General features: G+C 71.7%; 14 protein-coding genes and 1 tRNA gene. 10 read left to right on the top strand and 5 right to left on the bottom strand.

What is annotated here, in order from left to right:
• Position 1 precedes the first annotated feature (1 nt).
• Positions 2-379 (bottom strand): hypothetical protein, encoded by a 378-nt coding sequence (locus ICW72_RS17015; protein ID WP_191083796.1) that lies wholly within the window; start codon positions 377-379, stop codon positions 2-4.
• A gap of 112 nt (positions 380-491) precedes the next feature.
• Between ICW72_RS17015 and ICW72_RS17010 the strand changes: the two genes are divergently transcribed.
• The gene (locus ICW72_RS17010) at positions 492-1,463 is read left to right on the top strand and encodes an MBL fold metallo-hydrolase (protein ID WP_191083795.1); all 972 of its coding nucleotides are present in this window, start codon (positions 492-494) and stop codon (positions 1,461-1,463) included.
• Between the two features lie 81 nt (positions 1,464-1,544).
• Positions 1,545-2,114, top strand: a complete 570-nt coding sequence (locus tag ICW72_RS17005; RefSeq protein ID WP_191083794.1) for a hypothetical protein — start codon at positions 1,545-1,547, stop codon at positions 2,112-2,114.
• Between the two features lie 37 nt (positions 2,115-2,151).
• On the opposite strand, the gene moaB is transcribed toward ICW72_RS17005, so the two are convergent.
• The 3 genes from moaB to ICW72_RS16990 all read right to left on the bottom strand — a co-directional run bounded on the left by moaB (position 2,152) and on the right by ICW72_RS16990 (position 5,427).
• A complete protein-coding gene (gene moaB / locus ICW72_RS17000; RefSeq protein WP_191083793.1) occupies positions 2,152-2,691 on the bottom strand; it encodes a molybdenum cofactor biosynthesis protein B in 540 nt (179 codons plus the stop codon).
• Positions 2,692-2,696: 5 nt separating this feature from the next.
• Entirely contained in the window at positions 2,697-4,487 is a 1,791-nt protein-coding gene (locus ICW72_RS16995) for a lytic transglycosylase domain-containing protein (protein ID WP_191083792.1), read from the bottom strand.
• Between the two features lie 130 nt (positions 4,488-4,617).
• Positions 4,618-5,427 carry a uracil-DNA glycosylase gene (locus ICW72_RS16990; RefSeq protein WP_191083791.1) on the bottom strand — a complete coding sequence of 270 codons (810 nt, stop codon included), beginning with the start codon at positions 5,425-5,427 and terminating at the stop codon, positions 4,618-4,620.
• 167 nt (positions 5,428-5,594) lie between these two features.
• Here ICW72_RS16990 and ICW72_RS16985 point away from each other — a divergent pair, with 167 nt between their 5' ends.
• The 7 genes from ICW72_RS16985 to ICW72_RS16955 all read left to right on the top strand — a co-directional run bounded on the left by ICW72_RS16985 (position 5,595) and on the right by ICW72_RS16955 (position 11,428).
• Complete coding sequence (locus ICW72_RS16985) at positions 5,595-7,223, top strand: electron transfer flavoprotein-ubiquinone oxidoreductase (RefSeq protein ID WP_191083790.1); 1,629 nt, start codon at positions 5,595-5,597, stop codon at positions 7,221-7,223.
• A gap of 114 nt (positions 7,224-7,337) precedes the next feature.
• Positions 7,338-7,724, top strand: a complete 387-nt coding sequence (locus ICW72_RS16980; protein ID WP_191083789.1) for a DoxX family protein — start codon at positions 7,338-7,340, stop codon at positions 7,722-7,724.
• Complete coding sequence (locus ICW72_RS16975) at positions 7,724-7,933, top strand: hypothetical protein (protein ID WP_184384967.1); 210 nt, start codon at positions 7,724-7,726, stop codon at positions 7,931-7,933. Before ICW72_RS16980 ends, ICW72_RS16975 begins: the two co-directional genes overlap by 1 nt.
• Complete coding sequence (locus ICW72_RS16970) at positions 7,930-8,598, top strand: class II aldolase/adducin family protein (RefSeq protein ID WP_223880647.1); 669 nt, start codon at positions 7,930-7,932, stop codon at positions 8,596-8,598. Before ICW72_RS16975 ends, ICW72_RS16970 begins: the two co-directional genes overlap by 4 nt.
• Before the next feature lie 105 nt (positions 8,599-8,703).
• Entirely contained in the window at positions 8,704-10,464 is a 1,761-nt protein-coding gene (locus tag ICW72_RS16965) for a tetratricopeptide repeat protein (RefSeq protein ID WP_191083788.1), read from the top strand.
• 8 nt (positions 10,465-10,472) lie between these two features.
• On the top strand, positions 10,473-11,363 hold the full coding sequence (locus ICW72_RS16960) for a 4-(cytidine 5'-diphospho)-2-C-methyl-D-erythritol kinase (protein WP_191083787.1): 891 nt from the start codon (positions 10,473-10,475) through the stop codon (positions 11,361-11,363).
• Positions 11,354-11,428 (top strand) — tRNA-Gln (locus ICW72_RS16955). Before ICW72_RS16960 ends, ICW72_RS16955 begins: the two co-directional genes overlap by 10 nt.
• A gap of 202 nt (positions 11,429-11,630) precedes the next feature.
• Here the strand turns inward: ICW72_RS16955 and ICW72_RS16950 are convergent.
• Positions 11,631-13,925 carry an NADP-dependent malic enzyme gene (locus ICW72_RS16950; protein WP_191083786.1) on the bottom strand — a complete coding sequence of 765 codons (2,295 nt, stop codon included), beginning with the start codon at positions 13,923-13,925 and terminating at the stop codon, positions 11,631-11,633.
• A 144-nt stretch (positions 13,926-14,069) separates the two neighbouring features.
• Here ICW72_RS16950 and mutS point away from each other — a divergent pair, with 144 nt between their 5' ends.
• Positions 14,070-16,619, top strand: a complete 2,550-nt coding sequence (mutS, locus tag ICW72_RS16945; RefSeq protein ID WP_191083785.1) for a DNA mismatch repair protein MutS — start codon at positions 14,070-14,072, stop codon at positions 16,617-16,619.
• The last annotated feature ends 9 nt before the right edge of the window (positions 16,620-16,628 follow it).

Below are 16,628 nucleotides of genomic sequence, written 5' to 3'. Positions count from 1 at the left end.
GTCAGGTGACCAGGGCCAGGACCAGCGCCAGGCCCCAGAACACCAACGGCACGTAGAGCGCGCGCTCCGCATGCCACAGCAGCCGCTCCCGCAGCACGGCGGCGATCTGCGCCTTGGTGCCGGGCTCGGAGAGATAGGCCAGCGGCGGGTTCGCGCTGCGGAGCAACCCGTAGATCTCGGTGTCGCGCACATCGCGCCGCGGCACCCGCCAAGCCGCGACGAAGAGGGCCATCGCCACCAGGGTGGAGGCCGCCCCACCGACCCGCAAGGCCAGAACCGGGTCGAACATCAGGGAGCCCACCACCAGTACGACGGCGAGCGTCGCGAAGGCGCAGGCACGCCGGATGGACAGGTCCACGAGCGGTCTAAGGCGTGTCATGCTGATCCATATTGCCATCATGGCCCTTCCCGTCCAAGCGGAACCCTCCCCCTGTCCGAAGGCATTTTGCGGCCCATATCCTTTCCATCCAGGAAAGACAGGGATCGCTTCCATGCGTGCAGAACGTCGCACCCTCTTCGCCGGCTCGGCGGCCTTCGCCACGGCGCTGGCCCTGCCCGCGGCGGCCCAGGCGCCCGCCGCCGCCCCGGCGGCCACCCAGCAGGCCCCGGGCTTCTACCGCTTCAAGGTCGGTGGCTTCACCGTCACCACCGTGCATGACGGCTTCTTCCGCCGCCCGGTCGAGGGTTTCGTCCGCAACGCCCCCGCCGCCGAGGTCCAGGCCCTGCTGGCCGAACAGGGCATGCCGCAGGACACGCTGACCGTCCCCTTCACCATCACCTTCGTGGAAACCCCGCGCGGCCTCATCGTCTTCGACGCCGGCACGGGCGCGCAGATGGCCCCCACGGCCGGCATGCTGGCCGCCAACATGCGCGCGGCCGGCCTCGACCCCGCCCGGGTGAATGCCGTCGTGGTCAGCCATTTCCATGGCGACCACATCACGGGCCTGACCACCGCGCAGAACGAGGTGGTCTTCCCCAATGCCGAGATCGTCGTGCCCGCCGCCGAATGGGCCTTCTGGACCGATGAAGGCAATGCCGCCCGCGCGCCGGAGGGCCAGCGTGGCACCTTCGCCAACACCACCCGCCGCTTCGCCCCCTACCGCGCGCGCATCCGCCAGGTGGAGGACAATGCCGAGGTGCTGCCCGGCATCCGCGCCGTCGCGGCCCATGGCCACACGCCCGGGCACACCCTCTATCATGTGGCGGATGGCGACGGGCAGATGATGTTCCTGGCGGACCTCACGAACCGGCCCGAGGTGAACGCGCGCCGCCCCGACTGGCAGATCGTCTTCGACATGGATGGCGACGCCGCCGCCGCCACCCGCCGCCGCATCATGGACCGCGTGTCCAGTGAGCGGATGCGCGTGACGGGCTATCATTTCCCCTTCCCTTCCAATGGCATGATGGTGCGCGACGGCCAGGGCTATCGTTTCGCGCCGGCGGATTGGTCAGGGGTGGTGTAATCCCGCGCCGCAACATGGCATGTTCACACCGAAGCGGGCCGCGCCCATCCGGGGCGCGGCGCCACGCAGCGTGAGGACACCATGTCGGAACGGATTTTCGAGGATCGGCGCGCGGCCCTGGAAGAGGCCTTCTTCGCCCGCCACAACGAGGCCCTGCTGCGCCAGCTGCGCGAGAACGACTCCGCGCAGGGCACGCATGCGGCCCTGGCCGCGGCCTCCGGCATCAATGACGCCGCGGTGCTGGACCGGCTGACGGGCCTGGGCATCGGCGCCCAGACCTTCGCCGCCTTCGCGCTGGCGCCGCTGGTGATGGTGGCCTGGGCCGATGGCACCCTTTCCTCGGAGGAGCGCAGCGCGGTCCTCTCCGGCGCGCACAAGGCCGGGCTGAAGGCGGGTGATGTCGGGCACAAGCTGCTGGAACAATGGCTGGCCCAGCCGCCGGGCGCCGAGCTGCTGGCCGCCTGGAAGGCCTATGCCCATGCCCTGGTGGCGGACATGCCGCTCGACCAGCGCCACGCCCTGCGCGACGTGGTGCTCGGCCAGGCCGAGGCCGTGGCCGACGCGGCCGGCGGCTTCCTGGGCCTGGGCAACCGCGTCTCGGCCGTGGAGCGCAAGCTGCTGGGTGAGCTGGCCGCCGTGTTCGAGGGCTAGCGTTTGACCGCCCCTGGCGAATGGCCAGGGGCGTGGTTCAGCCGGGAGCCAGATGCTCCTTCAGGCGCGGCATCAGCTCCACCAGGTTGCAGGGGCGGTGCCGCGCATCGAGCTGCCAGACCAGGATATCGTCCCAGGCATCCTTCACCGCCCCGGTGCTGCCCGGCAGGGCAAACAGGTAGGTGCCGCCCGCCACGCCGCCGATGGCGCGCGACTGCATGGTGGAGGTGCCGATCTTCTGGTAGCTCAGCATCCGGAACAATTCGCCGAAGCCCGTGATTTCCTTCTCCAGGACACGGGCGAAGGCCTCGGGCGTCACGTCGCGGCCGGTGATGCCGGTGCCGCCGGTGGTGATGACGCAATCCACCTGCGGGTCCGCGATCCAGTCGCGCAGCTTCCCGGCGATGAGGTCGGCCTCGTCGCGCAGCAGGGCGCGGTCCACGAGCTTGTGGCCTGACGCCTCGATCCGCGCGGCGAGCGCGTCGCCCGAGCGGTCGGTGGCGAGATCCCGCGTGTCGGAGACCGTCAGGATGGCGATGTTCACCGGCACGAAGGTGCCGTTCGGATCAATGGGCATAAGCCCTAGTTGGCGAGGCGCGGCCGCTCGCGCAACATGGCCGTGACCTCGTCGGTGCCGGAGAAGCGCGGGAACTCCCCGGCCGCCAGCGCGTCCAGGCTGGGCGTGGGCAGGTCGAGCCGGCTCGCGTAGATCCAGGAGAAGGTCAGCACGCGACGGACGAAGGCGCGGGTTTCGGCCACGGGGATGCTCTCGATGAAGAGCATCGGGTCCTCCGCATGGGCGATGGAGTTCAGCCACCGCGACAGGTTTCCCGGCCCCGCATTATAGGCCGCCAGCAGCCGGATCAGGTCGCCGCCCACCGCCTGCTGCCGCGCCAGGTAGTGCAGGTAGCGCTGCCCGATCTCCAGCGAGAAGGCCGGGTCATGCAGGCGCCGCACCCCGGCGCCACGGCGCAGCGAGGGGTCGCCCGCCACATAGCTGGCGGTGGCGGGCATGATCTGCAGCAGCCCGCGCGCCCCGGCGCGCGAGACGGCGTTCGGGTTGAAGCGGCTTTCCTGCAAGGCCAGCGCGTAGAGCAGCGAGGGGTCGAGGCGGAAGCCCGAGGGCGGCATCAGGGTGGGCAGCGGGTAGCGCGCGGAATCCCGCGCGAGGCTGCCCTCGCTCGGCAAATCCTCGGCGGCGAGCGAGGCCAGTTCGGTGAAGCCCGCGCGCTGGCTCACGGCCAGGATGCCTTGCAGCATGCGTGGGTTGTTGCGGGCGCGGCGGTGCAGCAGGCGCAGCTCCGCCTCCGCGCGCTCATGCTGGCCGATCTGCAACAAAGCGAGGGCGCGCCATCCGCCCGCCGTCTCGGCGATGGCCGCGGCGAGCAGAGCCGCGGTGCCGCCATCCTCCACATCGCGCTCCCAGGCCAGGCCGGGCGGCAGGCCCAGCGCGCGGCGGGCGATCATGCCATGGAAGGTGCGCGTCTCCTGCGCGGCCAGCAGCATCCAGGGCGCGTATTGGGCCGGGCGGCGGGCGCGGACGGCGGCGCGGGCGGCCCAATAGGCGGATGAGGCGCGCAGGGCGGAAGCGGCGCGGTCGGAGCGGGCCGCGCGCTCGAAATAGGCGAAGGCGGCCGCGTAATCCCCGCCCGCCCAGGCCGAAAGCCCCGCCTGGTGGGCGGCGGCGGGGTTGGCGCCGTCGAGGCCCAACGCCTCCTCCGAGAGGCGCCGCGCCTCGGCATGGTCGCCCTGGCGGAAGACGACCTGCGCGATCTCGGCGCGCAGCTGGGCGCCATAGCCAGGGCCGATGCCCGCCGTCGAGGTGACGGCGCGCAAAGCGAGGTCCGGCCGGCCCTCGGCCAGGCGGCCCTGCACGGCGCGGTCCAGCGCGGCGCGGCGGACCAGGGCCGCGCTCGGGCGCTGATCTTCCGGAATTTCGGTGGGCGCGGCCTCGCCCGCCTCGGCGGGCGATGGCGGCGCGGCGGCGCCCCTGGGCAGGCGCGCGATCAGGGTGGCATGGATCGCCGGCGCATCGGGCAAATCGGCGTGTTCGAGCAACCAGGCGTGCAGAACCGACGCCGAGGGCGCGCCCCCGGGGCGCAGCAGCCGCTTGGCCAGCAGATGCCCGTGCAGGCGCCGATCGGCGACGCGGTCGGCCTCGCGCTGGGCGGCGGCGCTGTCGCCGCGGGCCTGCGCCTCGAAGGCACGGCGCAGCCGGGCGGCATCCGCCGTGGAGAGCGGCTGCGGGAGGGAGGACGCCTCCATAGACGCCGCGACCCGCACACGAGAGGGGGCATCTTGTGGGGCGGCCCGTTCCGCGAATGCCCCGCAGGGCATGGTCACGACCATGGCCATGACGGCGGAAGCGGCCATGGCGCAACGGGCCAGAGGGCTCATCGCGCTCATGGCCCGGCAGGGGTAGCAACCCGTTCTCCGCCTTGGCAAGCGATAATCCTGAAGAAAAGCCGAAGACGGGAAGATTCAACCAGCGGCTGTGGTGAAGTTAATCCCGACCCTGACCATTCGCCACATTCTCGCCATCTTCTATGCTGCGTCGCAACAACAGCAGATCGGCCCAGGCATCGCGTTTGGCCAGCGGGTTACGCAGAAGATAAGCCGGATGTAGTGTCGGAAGCGCAGGAATGACTTGGCCGTCAAATAACGATACTTGATGCCACCGACCGCGCAGCCGGGTGATGCCCTCGCGCTGGCGCAGCAGCCCCTTGGCCGCCACACCCCCCGCCAGCACCAGGAAACGCGGCCGCGCCAGGGCCACATGGCGCAGCACGAAGGGCAGGAAGAGGTTCAGTTCCGCATCCGTCGGCGTGCGGTTTCCGGGCGGGCGGTAGGGCAGGATGTTGGTGATGTAGAGGCTCTCCTCCCGCCCCAGCCCGATGGAGGCGAACATCCGGTCCAGCAGCCGGCCCGAGGCGCCGACGAAGGGGCGGCCCAGCCGGTCCTCCTCGGCGCCCGGCGCCTCGCCCACCACCATCACAGGTGCGCCCACCACGCCGTCCGCGAAGACCATGTTGGTCGCGGTCTCGCGCAGGGGGCTGCCGGTGAAGCGGGCCATGGCCTCCCGCAGCGCCTCCAGGCTGTCGGCACCGGCGGCGAGGGAAGCGGCCTCCTCCTGCACCGGCGCGGCGGGAGGCGGCGCGGCAAGGGGCGCCGAGGGCGGTCGCGCGGGCGGGGATGGCGGCGGGACCGGCCGCGCGGCGGCGCGATCGAGCGCCAGGGGCATGATCGCCTCATCCGCCCCCATGGCGACCTGCCAGGCAAGTGCCGCGATCAGGGCTTGGCGTTCCGCCTCCATCGGCCACTTCTAGCGTCTGATCGGCTTCCGTGAAACCGCCGCCCGCGCTACCAGACCCGGGCTTTTTTGCAGCGCCGGGCGGAGGAAGGCCCCGTTCGGGCGTTGTGCGAGGGAAGAATTGCGCCGGTCCCGCCTGGGGCCGGCCTCAGTGGGGAAAGGTGCCGGACATGGATGAGCAGCGCGAAAGCATGGAGTTCGACGTCCTGATCGTGGGCGCGGGGCCCGCGGGCCTGGCCGCCGCGATCCGGCTGAAGCAGCTCAACCCCGATGCCGCCGTCTGCGTGGTGGAGAAGGGCGGCGAGGTGGGTGCGCACATCCTTTCGGGCGCCGTGCTGGAGCCCCGCGCGCTGGATGAACTGATCCCCGACTGGCGCGAGGACCCGCCGGCGCTGGCGACGCCCGCCGGCGAGGACCGCTTCATGCTGCTGACCGAGAAGCGCGCCTTCAAGCTGCCCACGCCGCCGCAGATGAACAACCACGGCAACTACATCGTGAGCCTGGGCAATGTCGCGCGCTGGCTCGGCGCCAAGGCCGAGGCGCTCGGCGTCGAGATCTATCCGGGCTTCGCGGCGTCCGAGACCATCATCGAGGACGGCCAGGTGCGCGGCGTCGTGGCCGGCGTCATGGGCATCCTGAAGAATGGCGAGAAGGGCCCGGACTACCAGCCCGGCATGGAGCTGCGCGCCACCTACACCCTGTTCGGCGAGGGCTGCCGCGGCAGCCTGACCAAGCGCCTCTTCGAGACCTTCAACCTCCGCGCCGACTGCCAGCCGCAGACCTATGCGCTCGGCATGAAGGAGCTTTGGGAAATCCCGAAGGAGAAGCACAAGCCCGGCCTCATCTGGCACAGCACGGGCTGGCCGCTAAAGTCGGACACCTATGGCGGCTCCTGGCTCTACATGCTGGGCGAGAACCTGGTCTCCATCGGCTTCGTGGTGGGGCTCGACTATCCCAACCCCTGGCTCTCGCCCTTCGACGAGTTCCAGCGCTTCAAGACCCACCCGGAGGTGCGGAAGATGCTGGAGGGCGGCAAGCGCATCTCCTACGGCGCGCGGGCGCTGAACGAGGGCGGGTTCCAGGCCATCCCGAAGCTCGTCTTCCCCGGCGGCGCGCTGATCGGCGACGGCGCGGGCTTCCTGAACGTGCCCAAGATCAAGGGCACGCACACGGCCATGAAGTCCGGCATGGTGGCGGCCGAGGCGCTGGCGGAGGCGCTGGCGCAGGAGGCGCGCCCGCCCGTGCTCGACGCCTATCCCGAGAAGCTCGCGCAATCCTGGGTGTGGACGGAGCTGAAGGGTGTCCGGAACATCCGCAACGGCTTCGCCAAGTTCGGCTTCTGGGGCGGCATGGCCAATGCGGCGTTGGACACCTACGTCTTCCGCGGCAAGGCGCCCTGGACGATGAAGCACCACCAGGACCATGAGAGCTTGAAGAAGGCCGCCGACGCACCGCGCATCGCCTATCCCAAGCCCGATGGCGTGCTGACCTTTGACCGCCTCTCCTCCGTGTTCCTGTCCAACACCAATCACGAGGAACACCAGCCCGCCCACCTGGTGCTGAAGGACCCCTCCAAGTGGCTGCCGGAAAACTGGGAGAAGTTCGCGAGCCCCGAAAGCCGCTACTGCCCCGCCGGCGTCTATGAGGCGGTGGGCGTGGAGGAGGGCAAGCCCGCGCTGGTGATCAACGCGCAGAACTGCGTGCATTGCAAAACCTGCGACATCAAGGACCCCACCCAGAACATCGACTGGCGCACGCCCGAAGGCGGCGGCGGGCCGAACTATCCGGGCGGCATGTGAGGCGCGCGCGGGGGGCGCCGTGACAATCCGTCACTTCGCAACCCCGCATCCCCGGCGCACAAGCTCTTGCATGTGCCCGGTGATTCGCCGCCGGGCCCGCCGGAAGGAATTCACATGACCAACACCCTCACCCGCTATGCGCCGCATGTGCTGAGCGTCCTGCGCGTCGTGGCCGCCTTCATCTTCCTGCTGCACGGCACGCAGAAGCTGCTGGGCATTCCGGAGGCGGCGCGCGGCATGCCCGAATTCCTCTCCCTGCTCTGGGTGGCGGGCGTGCTGGAGATCGTGGGCGGCGTGCTGCTCATCCTCGGCCTCTTCACGCGGCCCACCGCCTTCGTGCTGTCGGGGCTGATGGCCTTCGCCTATTTCATGGCGCATGCGCCGCGCAGCATCTTCCCCACGCTGAATGGCGGTGACGCGGCCATCCTCTACTGCTTCGTCTTCCTCTATCTGGTCTTCGCGGGCCCGGGCCCGTGGAGCCTCGACGCAAGGCGCCGCTGATGCCCCTCCTCTCGCTGCTGCGCCAGGGCATGGTGCTGTCGCTGGGCTGGATCGTGGCGGCGACGCTGGTGCTGCGCCACCACGGCTTCCTCTGGGCCCTGCTGCTGGTCGTCATCTGGGCGGCGCTGATCGTGCGCTTCCAGCGCAGCACGGTGGCGCATGCCCGCGCCATCGCCGAGGAGCGTCAGCGGCGGGAGAAGGCCAAGTGAACCTCATCGAGGCCGCGCAGGCGCTGGACCGGCTGGGCTTCATGCCCAGCAAGTCCGGCAACCTGTCGCTCCGCACGGCCCGGGGGTTCGTCATCACGCCCTCTGGCCTGCCCTATGAGGCGCTGACCGAGGGCGAACTGGTGGAGCTCGACATCACCGGCGCGGTGATCGGCGGCCTCCGCAAGCCCTCCTCCGAATGGCGGCTGCACCAGGCCATCTACGCCGCCCGGCCCGACGCCATGGCGGTGGTCCACACCCACAGCCCGCGCGCCACCGCGCTCGCCTGCGCGCGGCGCGACATCCCGCCCTTCCACTACATGATCGCGCTGGCCGGCGGCGACGACATCCGCTGCGCGCGCTACGCCACCTTCGGCACGCCGGAACTGGCCGGGGCCGCGATCGAGGCGCTGGAGGGCCGCCGCGCCTGCCTGCTGGCCAATCATGGCGTGGTGGCCATCGGCCAGGACATCCGCGCCGCCACCACCCTCGCGCGCGAGGTGGAGAACCTGGCCGGGCAATACCTCGACATGCTGGCCGCGCGCCTCGAACCGGCGCTGCTCACGCCCGCCGAAATGGAGGCGGTGCGCGACCAGTTCGAGGGCTATGGCCAGCGCCTGCGTCTCCCTTTGGGTCCCTCGCCGCAGGCCATCTCACGCCCCGGTTGAGCGCCCGCCGGCGCTTGATGCAAGCCGGCAACACTGTGGCAATTCGGTGTGAATTTCGGCGCGTCACCATGGCGCGGGTCCATGCTGCGCTGCTACATTACATGCATGGCTCACCGCCGCCCTGGCCCCCCTCAGAACCGTCGCCTCCCGCCCGCCGCATGGCTCGCCACGGGCCTGCTCGCGGCTGGGCTGCTGGCGGGCTGCGGCACGCTTCCGGGCGGCACGGTGGACCGCAGCGCGCGCATCGCGGCCATCAGCACAGCGCCCCCGCCCGGGGCCAGCGCCTTCGGCCGTTTCCTGGTCGGGCGCTTGGCCGCAGAGGAGCAGGATGACGGCATCGCGGCCGACGCCCTGCTGCTGACGCTCCAGGCCGAACCCGAGCAGCGCGAGGTCCTGCAACTCGCCTTCCAGGCGGCGCTGATGGATGGGCGGCCGGATGCGCTGCGCCTGGCGCGGCGCCTTCCGGACAACCTCTCGGCACAACTCGTGCTCTTTGGCTCCGAGATCGTGGGCGCGCGCTGGGACCGGGCCGAGGCCCGCGTCCGCGCCCTGCCCCGCCCCGGCGCGGTGCAGAGCCTGCAGCCCGTCCTCACCGCCTGGGCCCTGGCCGGGCGCGGCCAGACCGATGCCGCGCTGGCGCTGCTGCGCCCGCTGGCCGATGGTGGCCGACTGCGCGCGCTGAACGCGCTGCACGCGGCGCTGATCGCCGACATCGCGAACCGCCCCCGCGACGCCGAGCGCTTCCTGCGCATCGCCATGGCGGACCAGCCCGACCCCACCCTGCGGATGAGCCTGTTGGCCGCGGGCATCCTCAATCGCTCGGGTCGGACCACGGAGGCCCAGCGCCTGCTCGACGGGCTGGCCGCCTCGCACGAGGACATGGCGCTGGCCGCCCAGGGCGCCGCCCGCGCCCAGGTGCTGGGCAGCCGCGCCATCGCAGGCCCGGCCGATGGCGTTGCGGAAGCCTATGTGGCGCTGGGCGCCGCCCTGCGCGGCCATGGGCTGGAGGAACTCTCGGGCACGCTGGCGCGCCTGGCGCTGCGGCTGCGGCCCAGCTTCGGCCCGGCGCTGATGCTGCTGGCCGACACGCTCTCGGAGGCCGAGCGCCACGAAGCCGCGCTGATGGTGCTGGAGCGCGTCGCCGCCAGTGACCCCCTGCATGCCCCGGCCCAGCTGCGCCGCGCCCTCCTGCTGGACCGGCTGGAACGCCTGCCCGAGGCGGAGCGCCTGCTGGCCGAGCTCGCGGCCGCCCATCCCGGCCAGCCCCAGCCCCTGTTGCACCTGGGCGACATCCTGCGCCGGCGCGGCCGCTTCGCCGAGGCGGTGCGGGCCTATGACGCGGCGCTCGCCCGGCTGCCCGAGGTGCGGGAACAGGATTGGCAGATCTTCTACGCCCGCGGCATTTCGCGGGAGCGCGCCGGTGACTGGCCCGGCGCGGAGCAGGACCTGCTGCGCGCGCTCAGCCTCTCGCCCGACCAGCCCTATGTGCTGAACTATCTGGGCTTCAGCTGGGCCGACAAGGGCATCAACCTCGACCGCGCGCGGGAGATGCTGGAACGCGCCCTGGCCCTGCGCCCCGAGGACGGCAACATCGTGGACAGCCTGCGCTGGGCGATGTTCCGCATGGGCGACTACCCGGCGGCCATCCTCTGGCTGGAGCGCGCGGTGGAGCTGGAGCCGCGCAACGCCACCATCAACGACCACCTGGGCGATGCCTACTGGATGGCCGGCCGCCAGAACGAGGCCCGCTTCCAATGGAGCCGGGCGCTCTCCATGGAGCCGGGCCCGGTGGAGGCCGCCCGCCTCACCACCAAGCTCGCCCAGGGGCTGGCCATGCCCTCCCTGCCCCGCGCCGCCAGCCGCTGACCCGCCCCATGACGCTGGAAGAGGCCGCGCCGGCCAAGGTGAACCTGTTCCTGCACGTCACCGGGCGGCGGGCGGATGGGTACCACCTGCTGGACAGCCTCGCCGTGTTCGGCCCGGCGGCCGATCTGCTGACAGCAGCGCCCGCCGACGGGCTGAGCCTGACCCTGGACGGCCCCTTCGGCGCGGCACTCCAGACGGAGCCCGACAACCTCGTGCTGCGCGCCGCGCGCGCCCTGGCCGCCGCCGCCGGGGTGGCGCCACGCGCCGCGCTGACGTTGCGAAAGCATCTGCCCGTGGCCTCGGGAATCGGCGGGGGTTCGGCCGATGCGGCGGCCGCGTTGCGCCTGCTGAACCGGATGTGGGGCGCGGGGCTGGATGACGCCGCGCTGCGGGCGCTGGCCGCGCCGCTGGGGGCGGATGTGCCGGTCTGCGTGGCCTCCACCCCCGCGCGGATGCAGGGGGTGGGTGAGCTTGTCTCGCCCGGGCCGCGCCTGCCCCCCTGTGGGCTGCTGCTGGTGAACCCGGGCGTGCCGCTGGCCACCCCCGCGGTCTTCCGCGCCCGCGCACCGGGCTTCTCGGCCGAGGCCCGCCTGCCTGCCGCCTGGCCCGACGCCGCCGCCATGGCCGCCGACCTCGCGCATCTCACCAACGACCTGGAGGCCCCGGCCCGCGCCCTTTGCCCCGAAGTGGGCGAGGTGCTTTCGGCGCTGGCCGCCCTGCCCGGCGCAATGCTGGCGCGCATGAGCGGGTCCGGCGCCACCTGCTTCGCCCTGTTCGCCACCCCCGCCGAGGCACGGGCGGCGGAGGGGCTTCTTCCTGCCCAGTGGTGGCGCAGCGGCGGGGGGCTTTACGGCGGGGCCGAAGCCTCGCTACACGCTCCCGGCGCGGCTGGGGTGTAGCCAAGCGGTAAGGCAGCGGTTTTTGGTACCGCCATTCCTAGGTTCGAATCCTAGCACCCCAACCAGCCGACTTCGGAACATGCCGCGTTGACGCAGCCCGCTCGCCATTGCCGACAGCGGGATGCGGTGATTCCTCCTCCACGCATCCCGACCTGGAGCAGCATCCGCTAGAGCGGGATGCGTTGAGGTGGATCACCGAGAACGCTGAATCCCGCTCTCAACAAAGGTGAGAGCAGGCTGCGTGAACGCATGTGAACGCAGCATGCTCTAACGGCTGATGGCCTGGTAGGCCGCCAGCGCCGCCATATCCAGCAACTGGTTCACGCCCGACCCGGTGGGGACGATCTGCGCCGGGTGCGACAGCCCCATCAGCACCGGCCCGATGGTGGTGGCGCTGGTGAGGTGCGGCACCGCCTTGGTCAGGATGTGGGCCGCGTGCAGGCCCGGCATCACCAGCACGTTCGCCGGCCCGGTCAAGCGGCAGAAGGGGTAGAGGCTGGCGCGCAGGTTCGCGTCCAGCGCCACATCCGCGCCCATCTCGCCATCGTATTCGAAATCCACGCCCTCGGCGTCCAACAGCTTCACCGCGTCGCGGATGCTGCCCGGGATGCTGCCCTTCGGGTCGCCAAAGGTGGAGAAGGAGAGGAAGGCCACCCGCGGCGTGAGGCCCAGCCGCCGCGCCACCACGGCCGAGCGCGTCGCGATGGCGGCCAGCGTCGCGGCATCCGGCCGCTCATGGATGGCGGTGTCGGCCACCAGCACGGTGCCCGAGCGCCGCGCGATCATCATGGTCATGCCGAACAGCACGCCCTCGGCGTCCAGCGCCATGCGCACGCCTTCCAGCGCCACGGAGTAGCTGCGCGTCTCGCCGGTGATCAGCGCATCCGCATCGCCCATGCCGACCATGCAGGCGGCGAAGACGTTGCGGTCATTGTTCACCAGGCGCTGGATGTCGCGGTAGAGGAAGCCGTCGCGCTGGCGCTTGGCGTAGAGCCAGTCCGCGTAGCGCGAATTGGAGGAGGAGAGGCGCGCATTGTGCACCTCGATCCCCTCCGGCAGCCGCACGCCGATGCCGGCGACCGTCGCGTGGATGCGCTCCTCGCGGCCCACCAGGATGGGGGTGCCATAGCCCGCGTTCACGAAGGCGATGGCGGCGCGGATGACGGCCTCTTCCTCGCCCTCGGCGAAGACCACGCGGCGGGGGTTTGCGCGCACCTGCTCATGGATGGCTTCCAGCGCGTTGGCGGCGACGTCCAGGCGATTGGTGAGTTCCCTCGCATAGCGCGCAGGGTCCATCAGCGGCTTGCGCGCCACACCCGAGCGCACAGCGGCTTCCGCGACGGCCACCGGCACGCGGCTGATGAGCCGCGGGTCGAAGGCGTTGGGGATGATGTATTCCGGCCCGAAAACAAGGCGCTTGCCCGCGCCCGAGCGTGCCACTTCCTCCGGCACCGCCTCGCGCGCCAGTTCGGCCAGGGCCTGGGCGGCGGCCACCTTCATCGCGTCGTTGATGGTGGAAGCCCGCACATCCAGCGCGCCGCGGAAGATGAAGGGGAAGCCCAGGACGTTATTGACCTGGTTGGGATAGTCCGACCTTCCCGTGGCGATGATGCAGTCGGGCCGCGCGGCCTTGGCTTCCTCGGGCGTGATCTCGGGGTCGGGGTTGGCCATGGCGAAGATGATGGGCTTGTCGGCCATGGCGCGGATCATGTCCTGCGTCAGCGCGCCCTTCACCGAAAGGCCGAAGAACACGTCCGCCCCTTCCAGCGCCTGGGAGAGGGTGCGGGCCTTGGTCTCGACCGCATGGGCCGATTTCCACTGGTTCATGCCCTCGGTGCGGCCGCGATAGAGCACGCCCTTGGTGTCGCACATGGTGATGTTCTCGGGCCGCATCCCCATGGCGCGCAGCAATTCGGCGCAGGCGATGGAGGCGGCACCAGCGCCGTTGATCACCAGCCGCGTGGTGGCGAGGTCACGCCCCGTCAGATGCGCGGCATTGATCAGGCCGGCGACGGCCACGATGGCCGTGCCGTGCTGGTCGTCATGGAAGACGGGAATGTCCATCAACTCGCGCAGCCGCTGCTCGATCACGAAGCATTCCGGCGCCTTGATGTCTTCCAGGTTGATGCCGCCGAAGCTGGGGCCCAGGAAGCGCACGCAGTTCACGAACTCGTCCACATCCTCGGTGTCGAGGCAGAGGTCCATGCCGTCCACATCGGCGAAGCGCTTGAACAGCGCCACCTTGCCCTCCATCACCGGCTTCGACGCCAGCGCGCCCAGATTGCCCAGGCCCAGCACCGCCGTGCCGTTGGAGACCACGGCCACGAAATTCCCCTTCGACGTATAGTCGTAGGCCAGCGCCGGGCTGCGATGGATGTGCAGGCAGGGCTCGGCCACGCCGGGGCTGTAGGCGAGGCTGAGGTCGCGCGCCGTGACGAGCGGCTTGGTCAGCCGCGTCTCCAGCTTGCCGGGGCGGCCGGCGGCGTGCATGGCCAGCGCCTCCTCGCCCGTGACGCGCGCCGTGCGGGTGTCCTTGGGGGGTGTGGGGCGCGCGTCGGACATGCGTTTGCTTCCTCGGTGGGTTTGCTTGTCATTCTTGTAACCCTCCATGGCCGCGCTGCGAAGCGACCCCTTCGCGGACCCAGCCCGCCCCGCTAAAGCTGCGCGGTGCAGCATCGCGTGACAGCTTCGGGCGCCACGCCCGCCATGGCCCAATGGTTCGCCGCGAAGGAGCAGGCCGGCAGCGCCCTGGTCTTCTTCCGCATGGGCGATTTCTACGAACTCTTCTTCGAGGATGCCGAGGCCGCCGCCGAAGCGTTGGGCCTCGCCCTCACCCACCGGGGCGAACACCAGGGCCACCCCATCCCCATGTGCGGCGTGCCGCACCACAGCCACGAATCCTACCTCGCGCGCCTGATCCGCCGGGGTTTCCGGGTGGCGATCTGCGAACAGATGGAGACGCCCGAGGAAGCCAAGGCCCGCAAATCGGCCACGTTGCGGCGCGAGGTGGTCCGCATCATCACCCCCGGCACCGCGACCGAGGAAGCCCTGCTGGACGCCGCCCGCCCCGCCTGGCTGCTGGCCCTTGTGCGCGGGGGGGCGGCCTGGCTCGATGTTTCCACCGGCGCCTTCCACACCCAGGATGCGCCCGAGGTCGCCGCGCTGGTCGCGCGCCTCGCGCCCGCCGAAATCCTGGCGGAGGACGGGCTGGAGCTGGAAGGCGCCACCCCCGCCTTGGTGCCGAAGGACGCGCCGGGGCGGCTCGCCGAGGCGCTGGGCGTCGCCTCGCTGGAAGGCTTCGGCCAGTTCAGCCCGGCCGAAATCGCCGCCGCCGCCATGGCCGTGGACTATGTGCGGGGCGTGCAGAACGGCGCCCTGCCGCGCCTCGCCCCGCCCATGCCCGAGGGCGCGCGCGGCGTGCTGCTGCTGGACGCCGCCACCCGCCGCAGCCTGGACATCCTGGACGGCCCGCGCGACGCCTCGCTGCTGGCGGCGGTGGACCGCACCCTGACCGGGCCAGGTGCCCGGGAACTCGCCGCGCGGCTGGCCGCACCCCTGGATAACCGCGCCGCCATCCGCGCCCGGCATGACGCCGTCGCCCTGCTGCTGGAGGACGGCACCCGCCGCGCCGGGCTGCGCGCCGCGCTGAAGGGCGCCCCCGACATGGCCCGCGCGCTGGGCCGACTTTCGGTGGAGCGCTTCGCGCCGCGCGACCTCGGCGCCATCCGCGACGGGCTGGACCGTGCCGGGCGCCTTTCCCGCCTGCTGGAGGGCGCCCCGCCCGGATTGCTGGAAGCCGCGCAGGCGCCGCTTTCCGCCCTGCCCGCCCTCGCGCTGGAACTTTCCCGCGCGGTGGCCGCCGAACTTCCGGCCCGGCTGGAGGAGGGCGGCACCGTCGCCCCGGGCTATGATGGCGAGCTGGATGCGCTGCGCCGCCTGCGCGACGACGCGCGCGGGGCCATCGCGGCCATGCAGATGCAGCTGGCCCAGGCCTGGGCCGTGGCCTCGCTCAAGATCCGGCACCACCAGCAGCTGGGGTATCTGGCCGAAATGCCCGCCGCCGCCGGGGAGAAGCTGCTGCGCGCCGCCCCGCCCGCCGCGACCGGCGACCTCGCGCCCATCCATCGCCAATCCATGGCCAGCGCGCACCGTTTCACCTGCGCCGCGCTGGCCGCGCTGGACCGGCGCCTGTCCGAGGCCGGCGACCAGGCGCGTGCCCGCGAAAGGCTGGTGGTCGCCCATCTGCGCCGCATGATCCTGGCCGAGGGCGATGCCATCGCCGCCGCCGCGCGGGAGATGGCCGCGCTGGACGTGCTGGCCGCCAGCGCGGAACTGGCCTCCAGCGGCGGCTGGTGCCGCCCCGAGATCACCGACCGCCCCGACTTCGCCATCGAAGCGGGCCGCCACCCGGTGGTGGAGGCCGCGCTGCGCCGCGCCCGCGGCCCCGCCTTCGTGCCCAATGACTGCGACCTCTCGCCCGGCCAGCGCCTCTGCCTGCTGACCGGCCCCAACATGGCCGGCAAATCCACCTTCCTGCGGCAGAACGCGCTGATGGTGATCCTGGCGCAGGCGGGGCTGTATGTTCCCGCCCGCGCGGCGCGGATCGGGCTTGTGGACCGGCTCTTCTCGCGCGTGGGCGCGGCCGATGACCTGGCCGGCGGCCGCAGCACCTTCATGGTGGAGATGACCGAGACCGCCGCCATCCTGAACCAGGCCGGCCCCCGCAGCCTGGTGGTGCTGGACGAGGTGGGGCGCGGCACGGCCACCTGGGACGGGCTCGCCATTGCCACCGCCGTGCTGGAGGCGCTGCATGACCGCATCCGCGCCCGCACCCTCTTCGCCACGCATTTCCATGAATTGACGCGGCTGGCCGATGGGCTGCCCGAGATGCGCCTGGCCGCCATGCAGGTGCGCGAATGGCGCGGCCAGGTGGTGTTCCAGCACAGCGTGGCCGAGGGTGCCGCGGAAAAGAGCTGGGGCGTGCATGTGGCCAAGCTGGCCGGCGTGCCCCCTGCCGTGCTGAAGCGCGCGGCGGAGGTGCTGGCCGGGCTGGAAGCCCGCGCCGCCGCCGGCACGGACCCGCTGACGGCCGCGATGCCCCTCTTCGCCGGGGCACCGCCACCGCCACAGCCCCCTCGGGCGTCACCCCTGCTGGAGGCCCTGCTGGCGCTGGACCCCGATGCGCTTTCCCCGCGCGAGGCCCATGACGCACTCTACAGCCTCAAGGCACTCGCAGCCGCGAAGGAAGGCCTGTAGTCTGGTTGA

The sequence above is a fragment of the Roseococcus microcysteis genome (assembly GCF_014764365.1).
Lineage (GTDB): Bacteria > Pseudomonadota > Alphaproteobacteria > Acetobacterales > Acetobacteraceae > Roseococcus > Roseococcus microcysteis.
Note: the sequence above shows the minus strand (reverse complement) of the source record. Positions and strands in the feature narration are given on the sequence as shown.